The sequence below is a fragment of the Streptomyces sp. BR1 genome (genome assembly GCF_052373795.1).
Classification (GTDB): domain Bacteria; phylum Actinomycetota; class Actinomycetes; order Streptomycetales; family Streptomycetaceae; genus Streptomyces.
Genome location: NZ_CM126252.1, coordinates 152,958 through 172,250 on the forward strand (window position 1 = coordinate 152,958; position 19,293 = coordinate 172,250).

16 protein-coding genes and 1 riboswitch are annotated in these 19,293 nt (G+C 70.8%); of the genes, 9 read left to right on the forward strand and 7 right to left on the reverse strand.

The genetic code is table 11. The features are described 5' to 3' along the window. Positions 1-121 precede the first annotated feature (121 nt). The 4 genes from ACT1U9_RS00675 to ACT1U9_RS00690 are packed head-to-tail and all read left to right on the forward strand — an operon-like array spanning position 122 to position 4,450. Positions 122-937: a 2-amino-3,7-dideoxy-D-threo-hept-6-ulosonate synthase gene (locus ACT1U9_RS00675; RefSeq protein WP_444536385.1), complete on the forward strand. Its 816-nt coding sequence runs from the start codon at positions 122-124 to the stop codon at positions 935-937. After that, a complete protein-coding gene (locus ACT1U9_RS00680; RefSeq protein ID WP_444536386.1) occupies positions 934-2,037 on the forward strand; it encodes a 3-dehydroquinate synthase II family protein in 1,104 nt (367 codons plus the stop codon). Before ACT1U9_RS00675 ends, ACT1U9_RS00680 begins: the two co-directional genes overlap by 4 nt. A gap of 20 nt (positions 2,038-2,057) precedes the next feature. After that, positions 2,058-4,022: an FAD/NAD(P)-binding protein gene (locus ACT1U9_RS00685; protein ID WP_444536387.1), complete on the forward strand. Its 1,965-nt coding sequence runs from the start codon at positions 2,058-2,060 to the stop codon at positions 4,020-4,022. Then, complete coding sequence (locus ACT1U9_RS00690) at positions 4,019-4,450, forward strand: hypothetical protein (protein WP_444536388.1); 432 nt, start codon at positions 4,019-4,021, stop codon at positions 4,448-4,450. The genes ACT1U9_RS00685 and ACT1U9_RS00690 overlap by 4 nt, the downstream gene beginning before the upstream one ends. A gap of 16 nt (positions 4,451-4,466) precedes the next feature. Here ACT1U9_RS00690 and ACT1U9_RS00695 read toward each other — a convergent pair whose 3' ends face one another. After that, positions 4,467-5,729: an MFS transporter gene (locus ACT1U9_RS00695; protein WP_444536389.1), complete on the reverse strand. Its 1,263-nt coding sequence runs from the start codon at positions 5,727-5,729 to the stop codon at positions 4,467-4,469. After that, on the reverse strand, positions 5,726-6,823 hold the full coding sequence (locus ACT1U9_RS00700; RefSeq protein ID WP_444536390.1) for a SagB/ThcOx family dehydrogenase: 1,098 nt from the start codon (positions 6,821-6,823) through the stop codon (positions 5,726-5,728). Before ACT1U9_RS00700 ends, ACT1U9_RS00695 begins: the two co-directional genes overlap by 4 nt. A gap of 639 nt (positions 6,824-7,462) precedes the next feature. Between ACT1U9_RS00700 and ACT1U9_RS00705 the strand changes: the two genes are divergently transcribed. Continuing rightward, a complete protein-coding gene (locus tag ACT1U9_RS00705) occupies positions 7,463-8,332 on the forward strand; it encodes an AraC family transcriptional regulator (protein WP_444538968.1) in 870 nt (289 codons plus the stop codon). Positions 8,333-8,400: 68 nt separating this feature from the next. Here ACT1U9_RS00705 and ACT1U9_RS00710 read toward each other — a convergent pair whose 3' ends face one another. Then, positions 8,401-9,390 carry a helix-turn-helix transcriptional regulator gene (locus tag ACT1U9_RS00710; protein WP_444536391.1) on the reverse strand — a complete coding sequence of 330 codons (990 nt, stop codon included), beginning with the start codon at positions 9,388-9,390 and terminating at the stop codon, positions 8,401-8,403. Positions 9,391-9,506: 116 nt separating this feature from the next. Here ACT1U9_RS00710 and ACT1U9_RS00715 point away from each other — a divergent pair, with 116 nt between their 5' ends. Next, positions 9,507-10,346: an NAD(P)H-binding protein gene (locus ACT1U9_RS00715; protein WP_444536392.1), complete on the forward strand. Its 840-nt coding sequence runs from the start codon at positions 9,507-9,509 to the stop codon at positions 10,344-10,346. Here ACT1U9_RS00715 and ACT1U9_RS00720 read toward each other — a convergent pair. Further along, positions 10,339-11,499: a HoxN/HupN/NixA family nickel/cobalt transporter gene (locus ACT1U9_RS00720; protein WP_444536393.1), complete on the reverse strand. Its 1,161-nt coding sequence runs from the start codon at positions 11,497-11,499 to the stop codon at positions 10,339-10,341. The two genes, ACT1U9_RS00715 and ACT1U9_RS00720, sit on opposite strands and share 8 nt — an antisense overlap. Continuing rightward, positions 11,497-11,702: riboswitch (cobalamin riboswitch) on the reverse strand. (Overlaps the previous gene by 3 nt.) Before the next feature lie 478 nt (positions 11,703-12,180). On the opposite strand from ACT1U9_RS00720, the gene ACT1U9_RS00725 reads away from it, so the two are divergent. Continuing rightward, entirely contained in the window at positions 12,181-12,942 is a 762-nt protein-coding gene (locus ACT1U9_RS00725) for a TetR/AcrR family transcriptional regulator (RefSeq protein WP_444536394.1), read from the forward strand. 131 nt (positions 12,943-13,073) lie between these two features. Beyond that, positions 13,074-13,820, forward strand: a complete 747-nt coding sequence (locus ACT1U9_RS00730) for a hypothetical protein (protein ID WP_444536395.1) — start codon at positions 13,074-13,076, stop codon at positions 13,818-13,820. Between the two features lie 16 nt (positions 13,821-13,836). On the opposite strand, the gene ACT1U9_RS00735 is transcribed toward ACT1U9_RS00730, so the two are convergent. Further along, entirely contained in the window at positions 13,837-16,248 is a 2,412-nt protein-coding gene (locus ACT1U9_RS00735; protein WP_444536396.1) for a penicillin acylase family protein, read from the reverse strand. 132 nt (positions 16,249-16,380) lie between these two features. Further along, positions 16,381-17,079, reverse strand: coding sequence for a YcnI family copper-binding membrane protein (locus ACT1U9_RS00740; protein ID WP_444536397.1), 699 nt, complete (start codon positions 17,077-17,079; stop codon positions 16,381-16,383). Positions 17,080-17,211: 132 nt separating this feature from the next. On the opposite strand from ACT1U9_RS00740, the gene ACT1U9_RS00745 reads away from it, so the two are divergent. Next, positions 17,212-18,075, forward strand: a complete 864-nt coding sequence (locus ACT1U9_RS00745) for a hypothetical protein (protein WP_444536398.1) — start codon at positions 17,212-17,214, stop codon at positions 18,073-18,075. Positions 18,076-18,145: 70 nt separating this feature from the next. Here the strand turns inward: ACT1U9_RS00745 and ACT1U9_RS00750 are convergent, their stop codons facing one another. Next, on the reverse strand, positions 18,146-19,252 hold the full coding sequence (locus tag ACT1U9_RS00750; RefSeq protein WP_444536399.1) for an alpha/beta hydrolase: 1,107 nt from the start codon (positions 19,250-19,252) through the stop codon (positions 18,146-18,148). Positions 19,253-19,293 lie beyond the last annotated feature (41 nt).

Below are 19,293 nucleotides of genomic sequence, written 5' to 3' on the forward strand. Positions count from 1 at the left end.
CACTCCGTAAACGATGAAGGGAACGACACAGGGAAGGGCGCGGGGACGGAATAAGTTTTTCCGCCCGGTTTCCTGTGGATCTTCTCAAACCGACATCGAGTAACCGTTCGAGGAGCAGCCCATGGTGAGAACCGCCCGACCCGGTACCGCATTGCGTCTGGCCAGACTCTCCGGTCATGGAGACGGCCGTTTTCTCCTCATTCCGCTCGACCACTCCGTGTCCGACGGACCGATCACCACGGCCGCCGGATTCCACGATCTGGTCCACGATCTCGTGGCGGGCGGCGCGGACGGCATCGTCGTCCACAAGGGCCGGGCGCGGCTGATCGACCCCCAACTCCTGTCGAGCTGCTCGCTGATCGTCCACCTCAGCGCCAGCACCGTCCATGCCGGCGACACCGACGCCAAGGTCCTGGTCGCCGATGTGGAGGAGGCCGTGCGCCTCGGCGCCGACGCGGTCAGCGTCCACGTCAACATCGGCTCCGACACCGAGGCCGCCCAACTCGCCGATCTGGGCACCGTGGCGGCCGCCTGCGACCGCTGGGGCATGCCGCTGCTCGCGATGATCTATCCGCGGGGCCCGCGAATGACCGGCCTCCCCTCGCCCGAACTCGTCGCCCACGTGGTCAATGTGGCCGCCGACCTCGGCGCCGACCTGGTCAAGACCGTCTTCGCCAGCCCCTCGGAGCGCATGGCCGAAGTCGTCGCCAGCTCCCCGGTGCCGGTCCTGGTCGCGGGCGGCGTCGACAGCCGCCAGAGCCTGCCCGAGTTCGCCCGCCAAGCCCTGGCGTCCGGCTGCCAGGGCCTGGCGGTTGGGCGACGGATCTTCACCTCGCCCACCCCCCGACAGGCCGTACGGGACATCGCGGACATCGTCCACGGCTCCCTCACCGACGAACTCACCCTCTCCCCCACGCGATTGGCAGGTGTGCTGTGAAGCTCAGCTGGATCGACATCCGCACGGTCGGCTCCGCCAAGCAGGCGGTGATCGAGGAGGCGATCCACGCGCGCGTGGACGGCATCCTCGCCGCGAACACCGCGGACCTGGAGAATCTGCCGCCCACCGTGAAGAAGATCCTGTTCCCTCAGGGCCAGCCGCTGCCCGAGGACTTCGGCGCCGCCGACGTGGTCGTCGTCGACCCGGCGAAACACGGCGACCCCGCCGAACTCGCCACCCTGCACCCGGACATCGAGTTCGGCCGGTTCGTGGAGATCGTCGACGCCGAGACCCTGGAGGACGCCTGCCGCTCCGGCCGCACCGACCAGTGGAGCGTGCTGCTCTTCCGCGACCCCACGAAGATCCCCCTGGAGATCGTGATCGCGGCGGCCGCCGGCGCCAAGGGCAGTCTCATCACCGTCGCCCAGGACGTCGAGGAGGCCGAGATCATCTTCGGTGTCCTCGAACTCGGCTCGGACGGTGTCCTGATGGCCCCCGTACGGGTCGGTGACGCCTCGGCGCTCAAGCAGGCGGCCGAGGCGGGCGTGCCCGATCTGGAACTGGTCGAGCTGGAGATCACCGCCACCGCCCATGTCGGCATGGGCGAGCGGGCGTGCGTGGACACCGCCACGTACTTCCGCAAGGACGAGGGGATCCTGGTCGGCTCGCACTCCAAGGGCATGATCCTGTGCGTCAGCGAGACCCATCCGCTGCCGTACATGCCGACCCGGCCGTTCCGCGTCAACGCGGGCGCCATCCACTCGTACACCCTCGCCAAGGACGCGCGCACCAGCTACCTCAGCGAGTTGAAGGCGGGCAGCAAGGTCACCGCCGTGGACATCCACGGCAAGACCCGGCTGGTCACCGTGGGCCGCGTCAAGATCGAGTCCCGTCCGCTGCTGTCCGTGGACGCGGTGGGGCCCGACGGCCGCACCGCCAACCTGATCCTCCAGGACGACTGGCACGTACGGGTCCTCGGGCCCGGCGGCACCGTACTCAACAGCACCGAGCTCAAGCCCGGCGACAAGGTGCTCGGGTTCCTGCCGAGCGAGGACCGCCATGTCGGCTACCCGATCGCCGAGTTCTGCCTCGAACAGTGATGCCCGCCCGGGGAGGCTCCGTGAGCAGTACAGAGCTAACCGTCTGCGTCGTGGGTGCCGGACCGCGCGGCCTGTCGGTGCTGGAACGACTCTGCGCCAACGAGCGCGCGGCCGCCTCCCACGCGGCGGTCACGATCCATCTCGTCGACCCGGAACGGCCCGGCGCCGGACGCGTATGGCGCACCGACCAGCCGCGCGAGCTGCTGATGAACACGGTGGCGTCCCAGGCCACCGTCTACACCGACGCTTCCGTGGAGATGGCCGGGCCGGTCGAGACCGGCCCGAGCCTCCATGACTGGGCACGGGGGCTGTGCGGCCTGAGCAGGTTGCAGGAACTTCTCGGCGGCTATGACGACGCCACCCTGGCCGAGGCACGCCGCCTCGGCGCCGACGACTATCCGACACGGGCCTTCTACGGCCGTTACCTGGAAGACTGCTTCCGTACGGTCGTCACCGGCGCGCCCGAGCATGTCACCGTCATCGTGCATCGCTCGACGGCGGTCGCCCTCGACGACCACAGCGGCGCACAGACCCTGCGGCTCGCCAATGGCACCCTGCTGACGGGGCTCGACGCCGTGGTGCTCACCCTCGGCCATGTACGCTCCCGGGCGACCACCGACCTCGCGCGCAGGGCCAGGGCTTTGGGCCTCAAGTATCTGCCCCCGGCCAACCCCGCCGATCTGGACCTCTCCCCCATCGGCCCGGGCGAGTCGGTGGTGCTGCGCGGCCTCGGCCTCAGCTTCTTCGACCACATGGCACTGTTCACCGGCGGACGCGGCGGCCGGTTCGAGCCCGATCCCCACCGGCCCGGCCGACTGCGCTATCTGCCGTCCGGACGCGAACCCCGTCTCCTCGCCGGATCACGACGCGGACTTCCCTACCAGGCACGCGGCGAGAACGAGAAGGGCGCCCACGGCCGCCACACACCACGGCTGCTGACCCCGCAGACCATCGAGAAGCTGAGGCAGTGCCGCGACGACGGCGAACGGCCGTACTTCTCCACGTCGTTGTGGCCGCTCATCGCGGCCGAGGTGGAGGCCGTCTACTACCGCCGCCTGCTCACCACGCGGGGGCGCGCGGCGGACGGCGCCCAGCTGGCCGAGGCGTACGCGTCGGCCTCCGACGAGGATGCCCGCGCCGAGCTCGTACGCCGTTTCGGCATCGCGGACGACGACCGATGGGACTGGGAACACACGGAACTCCCGTACTGGAAAAGGACGTTCACCGACCCGGACGACTTCCGCGACTGGCTGCTCGCGTATCTGGGCGACGACGTCCGGCGGGCCAGGGGCGGCAATGTCTCGGACCCGCACAAGGCCGCCGTCGACGTACTGCGCGATCTGCGCAACGAGATCAGGCTCGTGGTCGACCACGCGGGCCTGGACGGCGACTCGCACCGCGACGAACTCGACGGCTGGTACACGAGACTGGACGCGTTCCTGTCGATCGGCCCGCCCGTCTCCCGTATCGAGGAGATGGCCGCGCTGATCGAGGCCGGGGTCCTGACGGTGGTGGGCCCGGGCATCCAGGTCCGTGTCGACCGGGACGACCCCGCCTTCGTGGTGGAATCGCCCGCCGTGCCGGGCGCGCGCTATCGGGCGTCCGCGTTGATCGAGGCCCGGCTGCCCGCGCCCGATCTGCGCGAGACGGCGGACCCGTTGCTGCGCCGGATGCTGGACACCGGACAGTGCCGCGCCTTCCGCATACCGGCCGCCTGCGGTCGTACGTACGAGACCGGTGGCCTGGAGATCACCCGGAGGCCGAACCACGTCGTCGATGCTCAAGGCCGCGCGCACCAACGGCGTTTCGCCTTCGGGGTCCCGACGGAGTCCGTGCGCTGGCTGACGGCCGCCGGGGCCCGCCCCGGGGTCGACTCGGTACTGCTCGGGGACGCCGACGCGATCGCCCGGGCGGTCCTGTCGCTCTCCCCGGCGTACACCGACGGCACCGCCCCGGCCGACCGGCTCACCGAGGTGACGGCATGACACGGCCCCGCCATCTCATCAACTCCCTTACGGACAACGGGCAGCCCCGGCGCACGCGTGCCCGGCCCGAGGGCCTCGCGCTCCGGTTCGTCCTCATCATCGGGGACCCTCGGCTGGCCGACGCCCACCATGTCTCGTGCCGCCTGGACACGGTCCGCGTGGACTTCCCCGAGACGTCGGTACGCATCACGGTGTCCCGGCTGCCGTCCGATGCCAAGGGGACGATCCTGCTGGAGTGCCGGGCCGAGTACCGGGCCCCGGACGGCCGTTCGCCGGCCCGGAGCAGTTCCTGGCGGCGGGTACTCACCGGGCGGCCGGGCGCCGCGCACCAGCGCGAGGAGCTGCTGCGCGAGATCCTGGCGGCCCGGACGAGGAGCGTCGTCCGGCGGGCGCCGGTGTCGCTGCGCTATCTGGCGGCGGCGGTGTGAGGGGCACCTGTCGGCGTTACTTCGACACATCCGCGAGGCGGGCGACGCCCGGCACCGCGAGGCACAGCAGGCTCGACGCCGCCACCACGGCCCCGCCGCCGAGCAGGGTGGCGCGCGCGCCGACGGCGGCGACCAGCGGCCCGACCAGCGCGTACCCGAGGGGCAGCAGGGCATAGGCGCTGAGCTGGTCCAAGGCGAAGACCTTCCCCAACAGCTCATCGGGGAAGGCGCGTTGCAGCGCCGAGACCCAGTAGATGAAGTAGAGCTCGATGACGAATCCGCCGACCGCGAAGCAGCACACCACGGCGGGCAGCGGGAACGGCCCGGCCAGGCTGAGCGGCACCAGGGCGTACCCCGTCAGCGCGAGCATGCTCACGGCGCCCCGCGCTTTCGGCCGCCACCGTCCGGCCAGCGCGATCGCGGGCAGCCCGCCCACACTCATCGCGGCAAGCACCACCCCGTAGGCGACGTCACCGCCGAATTCGCGGCGCGCCACCACGGGCAGCAGCGTGAGCGCCGTCGCCGAACCCGCGAACAGATGCAGACACACCGTGCCCATCACCGCCAGCACCCACGGGCGCCGGCGGATCGCGCGGATCCCGGCGGCGGCCTCGCCGAGCACGGGCGCGCGGGCGCCGGCCGAGGGCCTGGTGTCCGGGACCCGCAGCACGGCGAGCACCGCGAGCGCGAACATCACGCTGGTCACCGACAGCGCCGCCCGGACCCCGATCAGACCCACCGCCGCCACCCCGACAAGGGCGCCGAGCACGGCCGAACCCCGCTGTGCGGCGGACACCAGCGCGTTGCCGCGCTCCAGCAGGCCATCGGGCAGCAGCCTGGGCAGCAGCGAGCGCGAAGCGGGCCGCGACAGCGCCTCACCGGCCCCGACGAGCGCGGTGACCAGCGGCAGCAGGCCGAGCGGCAGTACGGGAAGCAGCACCGCGGTGAGCAGGAGCAGTGCCGAGCGGAAGCCGTCGGCGGCGATCAGCACCCGGGTGCGCCGCATCCGGTCGGCGATGACTCCCCCGGCCAGCAGACACACGACGAGCGAGACGGCCCGGCCGGACAGGACGAGCCCGACGTCCGCGGCGCCGCCACCCCGGTGCAGGACGTACAGGCTGAGGGCCACGGGCAGCACCTGGTCGCCGACGGCTCCACCGGCCTGCCCCAGCCACATCCGCAGGAACTGCGGATGGTCGCGCAGCCTGCCGCCCGTCGACGCGTCGGCCGGACCGGCCTCGTCGGTACGGTCCTGGGGCGCGGTGGTGTCTTCCTTCATCGGCGTTGCCCGGGCGCCGGGAGGGCGAAGCCGGCCGGGAGCAGCCCGCCGGACGCCTCGGGAACGCCCGCCGCGAGCAGATACACCGCGAACTCCTCGTCGGGGTCGACACCGAGGAGCCGCTCCACCTCACTGTCGACGAACGCCACGGTCTGGAAGGGGCCGAGCCCCAGCGCGCTGGCGGTGAGCGCGAAGGTCTGGGCATAGTGCCCGGCGTCGTACATCCACAGCCTGTAGGCGCGCGGATGCCGGTACTTCCAGGCCAGGCGATTGGCCACGGCGGTGGTCAGCACGGTGAACGCCCCGGCGTATGAGGCGTCTTGACGGTACGTCAGCGAGGCGATCCGCTCGCGCGGGACATCGTCGTCCAGCAGCTCCAGGCTGTGGCGCGCCACCGAGTAGTGGTAGAGGCCGGGCGGCACCCCGGTGACGTTGTAGGCGACGACGTACGCCTCGACCTCGTGCCGGGCCCCCGCCGACGCGCTGACCCGGCACTGCTGGGTCCCGAACGCGCCGCCGTCGAGGAAGCGGTGGGGGGCGAAGCTGTGGAACAGCAGGGTGGCGAGCTCGTCGAGCGTGACCGGGTCGTCCGAGAAGCGCCGGTGGGTGCGCCGCAGGGCGAAGACGTCCTCGACGGGCGCGTTCAGCGGGAGCGGTCTGCGGGGCAGCGGCAGCGAGGGCCGATCGGGGTACTCCTTGAACGCGCCCGGCGCGCCCCCCTCGGCGACGATGGCGTCGACCGTCTCCGCGCGTTGCGGCGAGTCGACGAGATAGTCGGCGTCGCGCGCCTCCAGGTGCATGCGCTGCGCCAGGGCGCCCCACCGCTCCCACAGGGGCGGCGTACCCGGTGCCCGGTCCACGTCGACGAGCACGCCGAGCCCGGTGAGCGCGGCCACGGCCTCGCGTACGTCCGCTTCGTTGTCGGCGCCGAACGCGGCCGCCAGGTCGTCGACTTCGATGCCCTCACCGGCTCTGTCCAACACCTTGCGCAAATCGTCGGTCAGCCGGATCCACTGCCGCCGCCCGGGAATCGCCACTTCCAGACCGCCGACGAGCCAGCGGCAGACCAACTGCTCACAGCGACGGACCTTCATCACTCTCCCCGGGCGTGCTAGGCGTACCGTGGCAACAGCGGGGCGCTGCCCCGAAAACGACGTCCGGCTGTGATGCACTGCCCGCATCACAGCCGGACTTTCGCGTTCCTTCGCATTACTTCGCGTTGTTTCGCACTCGGCCCCCATGGGGCCGATGTCAGGTGCCCGGGTGGTGCACCAGCACCTGGGCGTCCTCGACGATCTCGATGACGAGCTTCATTTCTGTCACCCCCTTCCCTGGTTTCGGTTCGCACGGCGAGAAGGGTTTTCCGTGTCCCAATTCCCGCCGCTCGCAAAACATAGACCCCTCGTTCGCGGGCATCAACAAGCGTCACGACGTCTGGCGAAAAAACGTGCATGTGGGGAACGCGCGTCAATGAACTCCCAGGTGAGATGGTGTTCCGGCGATGCCCACAGCCGGATTCACCTGTCCGGAAACGTCTCCACACAATTATCGGCCGGATATTGAGCGGATCTCGACAGGCACGCATTAAGGTGCCCCGCGCTATTTCCTCGGAACCCCTTTCCCATGCCCGGACCGGCGTACCCGCGCACCCACCCGACCGCTTCGGGCACAGAATGTCGGGTCGGGGACACTGGGTCCTTCCTAACGTGGTGATCACAAGGAAGGAGGCCGGGGTGCTGGAACGGCTCAACCAGGCCATGGACCACATCGAGGCCCGTCTCGATCAGCCGATCGAGGCGGCCGAGCTGGCGCGGATCGCGGCGACGTCGGAGTACCACTTCCGGCGCATGTTCTCCGCGCTCGCCGGGCTACCGCTCTCGGAGTACATCAGGCGTCGGCGGATGACCGTCGCGGGTGCCGAAGTGCTCACCGACGAGCGGACGTTGCTGGAGGTGGCGGTCCGATACGGCTACGGCTCGGGCGAGGCGTTCGCCCGGGCGTTCCGGGCCGTGCACGGTGTCGGCCCGGGCGAGGCCCGGCGGACCGGCGCGGCCCTGAGTTCCCAGCCCCGGATGTCCTTCCGCCTCATCGTCGAAGGGAGCAGCAGTATGCGATACCGAGTAGTGGAGAAGGACGAGTTCCGGGTGGTCGGCAAGAAGGCCCGGGTCCCCCTGATACACGAGGGGGTGAACCCGGCGATCGCCGAGTTCATCGCGGGCATCGGCCAGGAGACCGTGCAGCGGATCAGCGGCCTGTCCGACCAGGACCCCGAGGGGATCGTGTCGGTCACCGACGACATCGACCCGAGCCGCGCGGAGGGCACCGAACTCGACTACTACCACGCGGTGGTGACGGGGCTCACCCCGCCCGACGACCTGGACGCGCTCACCGTCCCGGCCGGCACGTGGGCGGTCTTCGAGAACTCCGGGCCGTTCCCGCAGTCGCTCCAGTACATGTGGCGGGACGTCTTCACGGAGTGGTTCCCCTCCAACCCGTACCGGAGCAGGCCGGGGCCGGAGATCCTGCGCGTGCGGTTCTCGCAGGAGCAGGCGGGGCAGGCGGATGCGGCGCTGTGGATCCCGGTGGAGCGGGACCCTCGCTGACGTTCAGTTGGCACGGACGGCCATCGGCCCGGGGCACACGCCCCGGGCCGATGGCCGTCCGGCGCACCCTAGGGCTTCCCGTACAACGTGCCGAGTTCGACGGCCAGTTCCGCCAGCCGGTCGCGGGCCTCCGGCGGCTCCAGGACCTCCACGCACGCGCCGAGCCCGGCCAGCTGCGCGGCCACGATCCGCGGCGACGGGCCGTCGATCTCCATCTCCAGCCAGCCGTCGGCCCGTCGGCCACCGAGGCGCAGACGGCCGCCGAACAGGATCGTGAGGACGCGTTCGGCCGAGGGCTCGACCCGCCCCCGTACGGTCGCCCCGCGCATCCGCTCCTCCATCGGGGCGGCCAACTCGCGCCAGGCCGTGGCCAGGTCGAAGCCGTCGGGCCGGACGACGGGGTCGGCGGTCAGCTCCACGGAGGTGATGCGGTCGATCCGGAACACCCGCAGACCGGCGTCGGTCGCGGTGGCGTCTTCACTCGCCTCCGTGGAGGACTTCTCCACACCCGCCACCAGATACGGCACCCCCGCCTTGGTGACGAGGCCCAGCGGGTGGACCGTGCGCGTACCGGCGGGGCTGCCGGGGCGGGCGTAGCCGAGCCGGATCCGCAGGCCCTCCACCACCGCGTGCTGCAACGCGTCCAGTTGAGGCGTGCCCGCCGTGACGGGCAGGCGCCACCAGTCGGTGCCGTCCAGGACCCCGGCCTTCGACGCGGCCTCGGCGTCGGGCCGCAGCGTCGAGGGAAGCGCCCGGATCAACTTGCGCAGTGCCGTACGCAGTTCGGGCGAAGCCGCCGACGGCCCCGTGACCAGGAACATCGCACGGATCTCGGTGGCGGTCAGCCCGGTGAGATCGGTGCGGGCCCCGCCGACGAGCGACCAGCCGCCGCCCCGCCCGTGCTGGGAGTAGACGGGGATGCCGGCGGCCGCCAGCGCCTCCAGGTCGCGGCGCGCGGTGCGTTCGGACACCTCCAGCTCCGCCGCCACCTCGCGCGCGGTCACGCGCCTGCGGGTCTGCAGGAACAGCAGGGTCGCCACCAGACGATCGGCTCTCATACCGATCATTCTCGTTGGGAAACTGGCCAGGAGATGGCCAGTTCGGCTTCCAGGATGAGTACAGATCGAGCGCGGCGGAACGAAAGCCGCGCCACACCGACCATCTTGGAGAAATCATGATCGTGGTGACCGGAGCCACCGGAAATGTCGGACGGCATCTCGTCCACACCCTCGCCGCAGCGGGTGAGTGGGTCACGGCGCTCTCCCGTCGGGTGCCGACCGGGAACGTGCCGGGCAACGTCGAGTTCCAGCAGGCCGATCCGGCCCGGCCCGACAGCCTCAAGCGCGTCCTCGACGGGGCCGCCGCGCTGTATCTGCTGGTCCCCGGTGACGGCGAGGGCCTCGATCCGTACGCGATCCTCGACACGGCGCGGGCAGCCGGGGTCCGGCGGGTCGTCCTCCAGTCCTCGCAGGCCACCGCGACCCGGCCGGACTCCCCCGCGCACGCCCGGCTGCGCGCCTTCGAGGACGCCGTACGGGAGTCGGGCCTCGGCTGGACGGTCCTGCGGCCCAGCGGGTTCGCCTCCAACGCCTATATGTGGGCGGCCTCGGTCCGCTCGGACCGGCTGGTCACCGCGCCCTTCGGCGAGGTCGGCCTGCCCGTGATCGATCCGGCCGACATCGCCGCCGTCGCCGCCGCGGCCCTGCGCGACGGGAGCCACGCGGGCCGGACGTACGAACTCACCGGACCGGCCCCGGTCTCGCCGCGCGAGCAGGCGACGGCGATCGGTGATGCGCTGGGGACGCCGGTGCGGTTCGTCGAGCAGAGCCGGTCCGAGGCGCGGGAGTTGATGCTGCGCTTCATGCCGGAGCCCGCGGTCGAGGGCACGCTCGGCATCCTCGGCGAACCCACGCCCGAGGAGCGGCGGGTGAGCCCGGCCGTGGAGCGGATACTCGGCCGGGCACCGCGTACGTTCGCCGCGTGGGCGGCGGACAACGTCGTGGCCTTCAGATGACGTCCGCGGGTGCGGCCGTGTCCGGGCTGCCCTGACCGGGCACCTCGGCCGCGGCGGCCCGCACCGCCCAGCGCTGCTCGACCCTGGCCAGCCGCCAGTACGCCAGGGCGGCGGCCCACACCGCGACGAAGAGGCCGACGATGATGAACCCGACGTTGTCCAGGTTGAGTCCGGCGACCCACCCGGTGAGCCCGTCGCTCAGGTCGAGCTTGTCGTGCAGCACGCCCACCAGCTCGATCGTGCCGATCAGGAAGGCCACCGCGATCGAGAGCCCGGTGATGGTGAGGTTGTAGAAGACCTTGCGGACCGGGTTGGAGAATGCCCACTGGTAGGCGAAGTTCATGAACGTACCGTCGATGGTGTCGAACAGGCTCATGCCCGCCGCGAACAGCAGCGGCAGGCACAGGACGGCGTACCAGGGCAGTCCGGCCGCCGCGCCGGAGCCCGCCATGACCATCAGGGTGACCTCGGTGGCGGTGTCGAAGCCGAGCCCGAAGAGGAAGCCCAGCGGGTACATCTGGCCGGGGCGGGTGATCGACTTGGTGAACCGCCCCAGGATGCGGTTCATGAACCCGCGTGAGTCCAGGTGCTGTTCGAGCTGCACTTCGTCGTACGTTCCCGCGCGCATCGCCCGGAAGACCCGCAGGATGCCGACGAGGGCGACGAGATTGAGCGCCGCGATGAGGTAGAGGAACGAGCCGGAGACGGTGGTTCCCACGACGCCCAGCGTCTGGTGGGTGCGCGAGTCGTCGTTCATCAGGGTGCCCGCCAGCTGCGCGCCCCCGGCGACCAGCGCGGCCATCACGACCACCACGCTGGAGTGCCCGAGCGCGAACCAGAAACCCACGGACACCGGCCGCTTGCCGTCGGCCATCAGTTTGCGGGTGGTGTTGTCGATCGCCGCGATGTGGTCGGCGTCGAAGGCATGGCGCATGCCGAGGGTGTACGCGGTGATGCCCAGGCCGAGGCCGAAGGTCTTCGAGCCGACCTCGTAGTGACGCGGCACCACCAGCAGGAAGAGGATCCCGAACGCGACGATGTGCAGGGCGGCTATCACCGCCAGCAGCCAGGCAGTTCGGACGGTGTCCTCACGCCGCCAGTGAAACGGAGTGGGCAGGGTCATTCGTTCACGCTCCAGCACCTCGTGGATCATTTGCGAGATGCCGTGGCCGGTCTCCTGGCTTACGGGTGTCGCACCGCCCCTGCCTTCCCAGCGCCCTCACGGGCACCAGTGGCACAACGGGACGGGCTACCAAAGGCGTTCATGGCCTGAACGCTGTGGGACCCGATCACAGTGGCGAGGGCCGCTCCGGTCTTGCACCGGTCTTCCCGAACACCACGGCCCGCCAACCGTAGGTGGGGGTCCGCCTGACCTGCAAGTCCACCCAAATGGAGGCACTTCTTCCGGCGCGGGTGACGATCCGATTGCAGAGCGCCCGCACCCCGTCCCCCCGGCGGCGGAAGGGCAGTTGGACCGGATATGAACGCTTCCCAAGAGGAGAGAGCCCGCGCCCACCCTGCCGAACTCGCGGGCGCCTACTGGCTGAACCCCCCGCCCTCGCACCCCCTCGCGTGCACACACTGCGAACAGCAGCGGGCAGATGATGCCCCCGAAGACCCACGCCGGTCCGTGCGGCAGCGCCGCCGGTCGGCTCACCGGTGACACGACCGGCGCACGGACGCCCCGCCTCCACGCCGGGGGCTCGGGGCTGCCCGGCGCGCGCCGGATTCCCCACTCCCCCGCCATACACTGTTCGCCCTGCGTACGCCGTTCGTGGCGGCGTACAACGTGCCGTCGAGCCGATACGCTGGGGCGAAAGAGAGAGGAGGCCGGATGCCGGCCGAAACCCAGCCGACGCGGACCATCCCCTCGGTGTGGACCCGCCCCCAGCGCCGCAAGCGTGAGCAGCCGTCGCTGAGCCGTGACCACATCGTGTCGGCCGCCCTCGAACTGCTCGACGCCGAGGGCATCGACGCGCTCAGCATGCGCAAGCTCGGCAGCCGCCTCAACGCGGGCGCCACCTCGCTCTACACCCATGTGGCCAACAAGGACGAGCTCATCGAGCTGGTCGTCGACGAGATCTACGGCGAGATCGAGGTCCCGGACACCACGGACAGCCCCGACGAGTGGCGCGCGGCCGCCACCCACTGCGCCCAGAGCCTGCGCTCCGCCTTCCACCGCCACCCGTGGATCGTGTCGGTGCTCGGCGAGGCGGGAGTGGCCGCGCTCGGACCCAACATGATGCGGATGTCCGAGGGCCTGCTCGGCGTGTTCGAGCGGGCCGGGTTCACCCTGGAGGCGGCGGACCGGGCCGTCAACGCCGTCGCCGCGTATGCCATCGGAGTGTCGACCACCGAGGCCGCCTGGCTCACCACGCTGGCCCGCAGCGGTATGAGCGAACAGGAGTGGGTGGCGGGTCTGTGGCCCGCCGCCGAACGGGCCGTCGAGCCCTACCCCCGGCTGCGCAGGCTGTACGCCCTCCAGCGCGAGCAGCAGGTGGGCAGCGCCCGCGACGACGGTTTCACCGACGGTCTCGACTGCGTCCTCGACGGCCTCGAAGCCCGGCTCGCCCGCGCGCGGGGCGCCGGCGGCTGACGAGGCGCTGTCGGCGGCGCCCCGATATGCCGGTCCGCCCCGCCGTGGTTACGCTGCGCACAGCGCGAGGGGCACGAGAAGGGGCCGACCGCATGGACGACCGGCAGCGGCCCGGCGGGCCGGACTGACCCATGGGCGACTGGTACCGGCGCGAGATCCTGGACCCGGGCAAGCAGCCACTGCTGTTCCTGCTGCTCGGCTTCCTCGGGGCGTTCCTCTTCATCCGGTTCAGCGTCCGGATGATCCGCGCCGAGGTCTCCTGGTGGCCCAAGAACGTCACGCCCGGCGGGCTCCATATCCACCATGTCGTCTTCGGCGTGGTCTTCATGATCATCGGTGGTCTCGGTCTCGCCTCGCCGATCGGCGGCGAGCGTCCATGGGCCGAGATCGAGGCCGCGCTCTTCGGCATCGGCACGGCGCTCGTACTCGACGAGTTCGCCCTGATCCTGCATCTGCGGGACGTCTACTGGTCCGAGGAGGGCAGGCTCTCCGTCGACACCGTGGTGCTCGGCGCGGCGGTCTGCGGACTGCTGCTGCTGGGAGCTGCACCGTTCGGCGTCAACGACGCGTCGGTCGACGGCGCTCCCGTCTCCGGCTGGACGTACGCGGTCGTGGTCGGCGTCAACTCGGCCTTCGCACTGGTCGCCCTGAGCAAGGGCAAGGCCTTCACCGGCCTGCTCGGCGTCCTGGTCCCGCTGTTCGCCGTGGTCGGTGCCCTGCGCCTGGCCCGCCCCGGCTCGCCCTGGGCCCGGGCCCACTACCCGCCCGGCAGCCGCAAGGCCGAGCGGGCGCGGGTCCGGGAGGAGCGCGAGGGCTGGCGCCGCCGTCTGCGCATCAGGGTGTACGACGCGATCGCCGGCCGCCCTTCGATCCCCTGACCGGACCCGCCGCCGGTCACCGACGCAGGACCGTGGTCCGCCCCTGCGGATCGGCCGCGATCTCCGCCTCGGTGAACCGTTCGGTGACCCACTGCTTGCGCGAGAACAGCTCGGTCTGGTCGGTGTAGTGGGGCGACCGCGGGTTCGCGGACTCGCCGTAGGTGAGGATCGTCCGGGTGCGCGGGCCCTGCGGGGTCAGCTGTGTGGCCATGATGAAGCTGGACCCGGACGCGTACGCGTCGGGCTCGACCGGCCCGGTACCGCCTCCGCGGCCCGAGTCGGGGGACGCGTTGACCACGTTGAAGCAGCCCTCGCCCCCGGAGCACCCGGGCAGCGGGATCCCGTTCCAGCGCTGGACGCTCCCGATGGGCGCGTCGAGCGGGACCTTGCGGGCCGCCAGCGTCTGCACCGCGTCCGCGAGGGCGCCGCGCACCTGCGTGTCGTCGCCGTTGAGGCCGCGCGGGGTGGTGAGGGGCTGCGCCGGGTCGTACGGCACCCGGTACCACTGGTGCGGCCCGCGCCGGATGCCGTTGTAGAACACGTGCCACAGCACCGAGCCGTGGCTGTCCGGGTCGTCGCGGGTGTCCCAGGCGGCGAGCACGTCACAGGCCGCACGCACATCGACCTGGCTGCCGTCGGTGGCCGTCAGAACGGGGTGCGCACGGCACATCGCGACCGCGTCGTCCCGGCCGAGCTCGGCGGTGTAGTCGCGGTCACCGAGCATGCTCGCCTGAAGCGTGGACAGGTCGAACCCCGGCTTGCCGAGCCCGTCGGTGCCGTCCCGGCGACCGGCGATCATCTGGAGCCCGAGCTGCGCACGCGGACCCAGCGGGTTGCCACTGGTGTCGTACATCCTCGGGTAACCGGTCAGCGGCGCGGCGGGGTTGGTGAGGTAGGAGCCGTTGTTGGAGTTGGCCACATAGTCCGTACGCGTCAACTGGGGTTGACTGGCCGGGCCGAAGAGGCCGCGCACGAGCGCGTCCGGGTCGCTGCCCCAGTCGCAGGCCGTGCGCGAACCGTCAAGCACGACAGGCAGGTCGTCGTGGCCGCCCGGCACAGCGCACTGCTTCAGCTGGTCGTCGCTCACGTGCGGGACGACGGAGGAGTCCGTGAAGTACGCCGTGCCACTGGTGTCGGTGGCGATCGTGTATGTCCAGGGCACGCCCTGGTAGGTGCGCTGCGCCTGCTTCAGCTCGGCGAGGTTCTTCGCTCTCCCCATCGCCAGCCACTCGTTCATCGAGCGCAGGTTGTCGGCGTTCGCGTCGCGCAGGGCGTATGCCTCGGTGGCCGTCCAGCCATCGGCGAGGACCGGTCCGTAACGGGAGCTGTACAGGGTGCGCGTGACGGTGGACTGCTTGCCGTCGGCGTCCCGGACCGTGACCGGTACGGTCCGGCGGGTCATAGGGACCGCCTTGCCGTCCACGAGGTAGCTGGTCGGGTCGCCGGGCGCGAGCGTGAGGCGGTAGACGGAGGCGTGGTCGGTGTAGCTGGTGGTGTGCGTCCAGGCCACGTTCCGGTTGTGGCCGATCTCGACGAGGGGTGTGCCGTAGATACCCGCGCCTGACACATCGAGGGTCCCAGAGATCGTCAACTGCACCTGGTAGAAGCGGTAGTTGCCGATCCAGGGCAGATGCGGGTTGGCGAGGAGCATGCCGTCCCGCCCGCGCGTCAGATCACGGCCGAGGGCCCAGCCGTTGCTGCCGAGGTCGCTCTTGGCGCGTGTGGACGAGGTCGTACGGGACGGCAGCGGCTTGGGCTTCAAAGACTTGCCCGCGCCCGGCGGGGTCGCGGTGCCGATGGCCTGCTTCAACGAGGCCGCTCCGCTGCTGGCGTTGAGGTCATGGATGAGGTTCCAGATGTCCATGGCGGTGATCGCGCCGACCCACGGCTTCCCCTTGCAGGTCGGATCGGGCAGCTTCGCCACAGCGGTGTCCCGGAGATAGCGGTTGTACCCGGCGGCGTAGCCCTCGACCATACGGCGCAGCTCGACTGTCGGACCGAGGGGCGCCGGGCGGTCGAGCAACTGCCGTACGGTACCGGCCTTGCGCACCCCCTGGTAGTACGTGTCGCTCGCGAGGTTGGGGGTGCCGTCACCGGAGTCGGCCGTGGCGCCGAAATACGTGGAACGCTCACCCCGCAACGTCACCACCTCGTCGGCGAGCTGGCACACGTTGTCCTGCGCGAACGCGTACCCGTACCCGTATCCGAGGCCCGCGTAGTCATGGGCCAGGATGTGCGGGATGCCGTACTCGGTACGGCGGATCTGTGCGGTGTAGCCGTGGTCACCGGAGGGCTGCCGCACGGCCGGGGTCGACGGGGCGGCGGACGCGGATCCGGGCAGCAGCGCCGCCGTGACCGACGCCAGACAGAGCGCGACGACGGAGGGCGCCAACCTCCGTACAGATACGCTCTTCTGACGTCTCGTCACAGAGCTTGTCATTCTCACCATGCGGCCAAGGCTGCCGTGCGCGGTGGGCGGTCGCCATCACCCCGGCGGTCGAAGTTGCCGCGTGGCAGTGGCTCCAAGGATGTACACCCTGAGACGGATCCACCGACGGCGTCAGCCGCGTGCGGACCTCGCGCTGCGGACGGCGAAGGCGGCTGCGGCCACGCCGAGCACTCCGACGGCCAGGCCCGCGATGCCGAGCCCCCGGGCCGTGGAGTCGCTGCTGGACGCGCTCGCCTTGGGGGCGGTCGAAGCGGACGGCTGGGTGCCGGACTTGGACAGCTGGGGCGACGGCTGGGTGAGGTTGAGCACCGGTGCCGGGTTCGCGGGCTCGTCCTGGCCCGGGTGGCTCTCCTCGATCCAGCGGGCCACCTCGCCGTCGGAGTACGTCTGGAGCGTCTTGAAGGTCAGCTGGTCGGCGTTGTCCGGCAGTTGGCCGTACGCGACATGGAAGTCCTGGTACTGGCCGGGCTTGATGGTGCCGCCGGTCCAGGTGATCTCCGAAACCGCCTCGCTGATCGTGCCGTCGTCCGTCTTGACCGGAGTCTTCAGCTTGGTGGTCGTCACCTGTGCGGTCCAGCCCGCCTCCGGGGTGACCAGCATGGAGAGCACCGGGTGGTCGGTGGGCACGACCACCTGGACCTTGGTGGTGTCCGCGCCGCTCTCCTCGTTGGGCACCCGGAACGTCAGAACGCCGTCCGTGGCCCCCTTGGCGGCGTTGTCCGCATGGACGGTGACGTGCGCGAACGCCGCGCCCGTGGCGGTGAGCACCCCGGCGGCCGCGAGCCCGGCGCCGACGCTCCCAACGGCCATGAGGCAAAGGTTGGTTAAAGCGACGCAACCCGCGAAGGCCGACCGGGCTCTTCTCCTGTGAGCGCCCTTCCGGGAGAGGCCGGTGAGCGCCGGTGAAGACTTCCCGGGAGGTATCCGGGGGAAGGAACGACGGTGTCGCGCAGCACGGTTCGGGCCGCGGCCGTCATCGGTCTCGCCCTGCTGACCCCCTGGTGGGTCCCGGCCTCCGGCGCGTCGGCCGACGCGCCCGCACCCACGGCCTCGGCGAGCGCCGCCTCCAGGCCGCAGCTGGACTTCTTCAGCGGCAACCGCGTCGAGGCCGGTGACTCCTTCGGGGTCGGCATCCGGAACATGCCCGCCGGGTGGGACGAGGTCACCGTCACCTCGCCCGCGCTGGCGAAGCCGATCCACCTCACCCCGGAAGGCAAGGGCTCCCGCGACTCCGCTCTCGTCCCGGCCAGGGGCGGCTACCCCGTACGCGCCGACGCCGCGCCGGGCACGTACACGCTCACCGCCACCAGCCACGGCCGGGCGGTCGCCACGGCGCCGCTGGAGGTCGCGCCGGTCAACTCGCTCACGGTCCGCCGGTTCGGCGTTCTGACGCACTCCACGCGCATGGGCGACCCCGTACGGCCGGGCAGCAAGGTCGTCGTGGTGCTCGCGGACGAGCACTTCGCCGAGAGCGGGGGCTCGCGTGTCGTCAGGTCACCCGCTTTCGAGCACGACGTGACCATCCGGACGGACAGCCCGGACGACCCCGGCTGCAAGTGCGACGACGGGTCCACGCTGTACGCGGGGCATATCAACCTGCGCCACGATCTTCGGCCGGGGACGTACCCGCTCACCGTGATGGCCGGCCACGGCCATCGACCCGTGACCGCGGAGGTCACCGTCGCCGGTGAGCCGGTCTCGCACTCCGGCCCCTGGCTGATCGCAGGAGCGGCCGCCGGGGCCCTCGCGCTGGGCACCGTCGGCGTACTGCGCCAACGCGCCCGTAGGCGCCGCACCCCGGCCTGACCGCCGCATGGGAAACGGCGGCCGGGCACAAGCCCGGCCGCCGCTCATGTCTCACACCTCACACCCCGCGTCACTGCGAGGCAGTGGGCCCCTCGATCTGTTCACTGATCCAGGCCATGCTGCTCTCGTCCATCCCCTTGATGTACGAGACCGCGTTGTGCTCACCGCCCTGGATGACCTCCAGATGCGTATGGATCGGCCCCTTGTTCCCGTACGTGGCGATGTACTTGTCCACCTTCGGGATGACGGATTTCTCCTTCGTCCCGTACTGGAACGCCAGGTACACGTCCGGACCCTTGGCGGCGATCAGCTGCTTGGAGAGCACCTCGGGGTTGTTCTCGGCCTTCTCCTTGGGGTGGCCGTTCCACAGCCGCGAGTCGGGGACGATGTCCGGGCCCGACGCGATGACCGCCTTGAACTTGTCCGGGTGCTTCAGGACGGCCTTGAGGCCCGCGAAGCCGCCGGAGGACGAGCCCATGAAGGCCCAGCCGTCCCGCGACTTGATCGTCCGGAAGTTCTCCTTCATCAGCTCCGGCACGTCCTCGGTCAGCCAGGTGCCCATCTTCGGCTGGTTGGGGATGTCGCTGCCGTCCCAGTAGAGGCCGCCGTCGTCGGGGTGCGGGTTGAGCACCGGCATCGCCAGCAGGAACGGTTTGCCCTTGCCGCTCTCGGCCCACTTGGAGATGGACGACTCCAGCTTGAGGTTGTTGTCCATCCAGTAGTTGTTGGGGTAGCCGGGGCCGCCCGGAAGCGCGATCAGCACGGGGAAGCCGCTCTTCTCGTACTTCGGGTCGTCGTACTCCTTCGGCGCCCAGACCCACACCTTGCCCGTGAAGCCGGACTTCTTGCCGGTGATCGTCGTGACACCGACATGCGTGCCGTTACTGAGCGTGCTGGAGATCTTGAATTTGGCATCCGGACCGGTCGGCATGAGCGTCTTGGAGTCCGCGGGCTGCTGCGGGGTCCCGCCGGGCTTGTTGTCGATCTTGCCGTACGAGATCGGGTCGCCCTTGTCCGTGAAGGGCGGTATCTGGAAATAGCTCATGACCGGCCAGGCGATCGCCCCCAGCAGGACGAGGGATGCCACGACGAAGAACCACCTCCGGGCCTTGGAGGCGCGGCGGTGGCCCTGGGACTGGTATGTCTCGCTCCTGGTCCTGGTGGACGCGTGCGACATCAGAATGGCTCCGGCTTGCTTCTGCCCCTCGGGGCACGACG

Coding starts and splice junctions, on each gene's coding strand:
- ACT1U9_RS00710 (WP_444536391.1), bottom strand. CDS start 9,390: ATGAGAGCCGATCGTCTGGTGGCGACCCTGCTGTTCCTGCAGACCCGC.
- ACT1U9_RS00690 (WP_444536388.1), top strand. CDS start 4,019: ATGACACGGCCCCGCCATCTCATCAACTCCCTTACGGACAACGGGCAG.
- ACT1U9_RS00750 (WP_444536399.1), bottom strand. CDS start 19,252: ATGTCGCACGCGTCCACCAGGACCAGGAGCGAGACATACCAGTCCCAG.
- ACT1U9_RS00695 (WP_444536389.1), bottom strand. CDS start 5,729: ATGAAGGAAGACACCACCGCGCCCCAGGACCGTACCGACGAGGCCGGT.
- ACT1U9_RS00725 (WP_444536394.1), top strand. CDS start 12,181: ATGCCGGCCGAAACCCAGCCGACGCGGACCATCCCCTCGGTGTGGACC.
- ACT1U9_RS00715 (WP_444536392.1), top strand. CDS start 9,507: ATGATCGTGGTGACCGGAGCCACCGGAAATGTCGGACGGCATCTCGTC.
- ACT1U9_RS00730 (WP_444536395.1), top strand. CDS start 13,074: ATGGGCGACTGGTACCGGCGCGAGATCCTGGACCCGGGCAAGCAGCCA.
- ACT1U9_RS00700 (WP_444536390.1), bottom strand. CDS start 6,823: ATGAAGGTCCGTCGCTGTGAGCAGTTGGTCTGCCGCTGGCTCGTCGGC.
- ACT1U9_RS00675 (WP_444536385.1), top strand. CDS start 122: ATGGTGAGAACCGCCCGACCCGGTACCGCATTGCGTCTGGCCAGACTC.
- ACT1U9_RS00740 (WP_444536397.1), bottom strand. CDS start 17,079: ATGGCCGTTGGGAGCGTCGGCGCCGGGCTCGCGGCCGCCGGGGTGCTC.
- ACT1U9_RS00720 (WP_444536393.1), bottom strand. CDS start 11,499: ATGATCCACGAGGTGCTGGAGCGTGAACGAATGACCCTGCCCACTCCG.